Origin of the sequence: Streptomyces sp. NPDC090994, from assembly GCF_044768905.1 — a bacterium.
GTDB lineage: Bacteria > Actinomycetota > Actinomycetes > Streptomycetales > Streptomycetaceae > Streptomyces.
The window spans coordinates 79,354-82,646 of record NZ_JBIVWS010000011.1 but is presented as its reverse complement, the minus strand read 5'-3'; the positions used below and the strand labels follow the sequence as shown (position 1 = coordinate 82,646).

At 75.5% G+C, this 3,293-nt stretch carries 3 protein-coding genes; 2 read left to right on the top strand and 1 reads right to left on the bottom strand.

Translation table 11 applies throughout. The annotated features are described in order from the left end of the window. Positions 1–193 precede the first annotated feature (193 nt). On the top strand, positions 194–649 hold the full coding sequence (locus ACIQR3_RS22800) for a hypothetical protein (protein WP_403541705.1): 456 nt from the start codon (positions 194–196) through the stop codon (positions 647–649). Between the two features lie 69 nt (positions 650–718). Continuing rightward, positions 719–1,315 carry a TetR/AcrR family transcriptional regulator gene (locus ACIQR3_RS22795; RefSeq protein ID WP_403541703.1) on the top strand — a complete coding sequence of 199 codons (597 nt, stop codon included), beginning with the start codon at positions 719–721 and terminating at the stop codon, positions 1,313–1,315. 124 nt (positions 1,316–1,439) lie between these two features. Here ACIQR3_RS22795 and ACIQR3_RS22790 read toward each other — a convergent pair whose 3' ends face one another. Beyond that, complete coding sequence (locus ACIQR3_RS22790) at positions 1,440–3,110, bottom strand: bifunctional 3'-5' exonuclease/DNA polymerase (protein ID WP_403541700.1); 1,671 nt, start codon at positions 3,108–3,110, stop codon at positions 1,440–1,442. Positions 3,111–3,293: the final 183 nt, after the last annotated feature.

Here is a 3,293-nt window from a genome sequence, read left to right as displayed (position 1 = left end):
CCATAAGTGTCCAGTCTACTGAGGGACGTGGGGTGGGAATGGGTGTTTCCGCAGGTCGGAGTGGGTTCTTTCGCGTCGTCGGACGACATGGTTCGATCCTAGCGCGCACTGTTCTAAGGCGGCCGGGAGTGATCCACGCCGCACATTCGGCAGGAGCGTGTGGCGGGCCGGGGCCGGTCGAGAGGATGGTGGCATGAGTGACTGGGGAATCGCACTGATCGCCGCCGGATCGGCGATCGCGGGCAGTGTCGTCACCGGCTGGTACTCCCGCAGCGCCGGCCTCCGGCAGGCCGCGGCCGCGCGGCACGCGGGGGACCGGCAGGCGGACGCGCTGCTGGAGTCGGTGCGCATGACGCTGCGCGCCGAGTCCGGTCACCGTGAGTCCGCCCTCCGTCGCCAGACCTACGCGGAGTTCCTCGGAGCCGCGGAGGCCAGGATCGTCGCCGAGCGGAACGGGCGGGGGCAGGCCGACGAGGATGTCCTGCTCCAGCGCGCCTTGGGCGGGGTGCTGCTGGAAGGTCCGCCGGAAGCCGCCGACGCGGCGCAGCGGCTCGTCGACGCTCTGCGGCGCCACGAGCGGCCCGACGAGGTCAAGCGCGCCAAGCTGGCCTTCGTGGCGGTGGCGCAGGAGTGCTGCCGGCCTCGGTGAACCCAGTAGGGTGGGCCCCCGCCCACTCGTCGGGCGTGGGGGAGGACGACAAGGCGGAGAGGACGCGGCATGCCGACGGGAGTGCACCTGCGTGACCCGCGCGAGCAGTTGTTCGGCGCCGCCGAGCACCTCCTGCTCCGCGAGGGTCCGGACGCGCTCACCAGCCGCGCGGTGACCGTTCGGGCCGGGTGCGCCAAGGGTGTCCTGCACCGGCACTTCGAGTCGTTCGACGCCTTCCTCGCGGAGTTCGTGCTGGACCGCATCGACCGGATGCGGCCTCAGGGCGCCGCGCTGAGAGAGGCCGCCGGGACCCGCACCGTGGTCGACAACGTCACCGACGCCGTGATGCGCCTCTTCGGGCCGCTGGCCGTGTCGATCGTCGCCCTCGTCACCTTCCAGAACGAGGTACGGGTACGGCTGCGCGAGGCACGGCCGGCCGGGGGCGTCCCGGTGCTCGCCGAGATCGTGGGCATCCTCACCGCCTATCTCGAAGCCGAGCGTGAACGGGGGCGCGTCGCGGCCGACGCCGATGTCGCCGTGCTCGTACCGACCCTGGTGGGGGCGCTGCACCTGCGGTTCGCGGACTCGGACGACACACCCCCCGGGGCCGAGGACGTCCGTGGGATCGTCGCCACGGTCCTCGCCGGGGCCGTGGCGCCGGGCTGAGCCGGGCCGGGCGGCCGGTGCCGTTCATGCCGCCGTCCGGCGGACCGTGCCCGTGGGGGTCGGTCGGGCTCCCCCTGTGCCGCGGCCCGAGCCGGGGCGGACGTTCCCTCGTGGCGGGCGGCGCTCACTTCGCGTCCGCGTAACACCCCACCACCGCCGTACTGAACGGAAACCGCACCGGCGTCCGCCCGAACGTCAGCCGCCCCGCCAGGTCCGCCGCCTCCCGTATCGCGGTGACGACCACGTCGGCTTCGTCGTCCGGGCAGTGCACGATGACCTCGTCGTGCTGGAAGAAGACCAGCTCGGCGGAGAGCCCCGCGCAGGTCTGCCGCAACGCGGCCAGCATCAGCAGGGCCCAGTCGGCGGCGCTGCCCTGGACGACGAAGTTGCGGGCGAAGCGGCCCCGGGCCCGGGCGCCGGACGTCTCGCCGGGCCGGCTCCCCGGCGGCTCGTCCTGGGGGAGGCCGGCCTCACCGGTGCCGTCGTCGCCCGTCCGGGCCGCCGGCGGGCAGGTGCGGCCCAGCCAGGTGCGGACGAGGCGGCCCTCCTCGCCCGCGCGGGCGGCGTCGTCGACGTAGGCCACGGCGCGCGGGAAGCGGCGTCTGAGCGCGGCCAGGTTCTTCAGGCCGTCGCCGGAGGTCTGGCCGTACACCGCGCCGAGCACCGCCAGCTTGGCCTGGGCGCGGTCGCCGGAGAAGGCGCGGTCGGAGACGGACTGGTAGAGGTCGGTCGGGTGGGAGGCGACCTCCATCAGGCCGGGGTCGCGGGAGATCGCGGCCAGCACGCGCGGTTCCATCTGGTCGGCGTCGGCGACCACCAGCCGCCAGCCCGGGTCGGCGACCACGGCCCGCCGGATGACCTTGGGGATCTGCAGGGCGCCGCCGCCGTTGGTGACCCAGCGGCCGGTGACCGTGCCGCCGGCCTGGAACTCGGGGCGGAAGCGGCCGTCGCGCACCCAGTCCTGGAGCCAGGACCAGCCGTGGGCGACCCAGATGCGGTACAGCCTCTTGTACTCGATCAGCGGCTTCACGGCCGGGTGGTCGAGGGACTCCAGCTCCCAGCGGCGGGTGGAGCGGACCTTGATGCCGGCCCCCGCGAACGCCTTGACGACGTCGGCGGGCAGGTCGGGCCGGACCCGGCGCCCGAAGGCGGCGGACACCTCGTCGGCCAGCTCGGCCAGCCGGCGCGGCTCACCGCCGCCCGCGTACCGCTCGCCCAGCAGGTCGTGCAGCACCTCGCGGTGCACGTCGGCCCGCCAGGGCAGCCCGGACCGGTTCATCTCGGCGGCCACCAGCATCCCCGCCGACTCGCTCGCGGTCAGCAGCCGCATCCGGTCCGGGTGCTCGGCGCGGTCGTGCCGTCGCTGCTGGTCGGCGTAGACGGCGGCCAGGTCGGGGAGGGGGAGGTGGACGCCCCGGGGTTCGAAGAGGGGGGACTGGGCGCCCGGCGCGGCGGACCGCTGGGGCGGGTCGGGGGGTACGGGGCTGCCGCGCAGTCTGGCCAGGGCGGCGGCGGCCGACCTCGGTTCGCCGAAGCGGCCCTCGTGGCCGAGGAGCAGGGTCTCGGCGTCCTCGATGTCGTAGCACCGCTCCACCCAGACCCCGGCGGCGAGCAGCCGCGGGTAGAGCTCGGCGGTGGAGCGCCACACCCACCGGGCCGCGTCCGGGCGGGCCCGCACCGCCTCGGCGGCGTCCGCCTCCCGCCGTACCGGACCGGCGGGCAGCCCGTCGGGGCCGAGGGGGGCGACGTCCGCACCACCGTCCTCGGCCACCGCGAGCATCCACCGGTCGGCCATGGAACGAGTCTCGCAGCAGGGTCTGACAACGGGCCGCTGCCCGGGGCGGGACGCCGGGGCCGCGCCGGTTGTCCGCCGGTCCGTCCGCCGGTCCGTCCGCCGGTCCGTCCGCCGGTCCGTCCGCCGGTCCGTCCGCCGGTCCGTCCGCCGGTCCGTCCGCCGGTCCGTCCGCCGGTCCGTCCG